The organism is Alteromonas alvinellae, assembly GCF_902705805.1.
Map to the genome: position 1 here is coordinate 67,205 of NZ_CACSIH010000042.1, position 233 is coordinate 67,437.

The following is a 233-nucleotide window of genomic DNA, read 5'->3' on the forward strand; positions in this document are numbered from 1 at the left end:
TCGGTGTACCTTGCAACCATTCTAATCCGGCTGACAACCTGATAACGCTGCCTGTGAGATGAATGATCAATACCCTAAAGTCAGACAGTTATAGGACATTAGCGCTTGTATTATTATATCTTCCATCCACTTCATACTCGTTGAGTCACTGCTACACCTGTGAGATGAGTGATTAATGCTCTAAAAGTAAACAGTTACAGGATATTCGCTCCTGTATTCGTATACCTTTCATC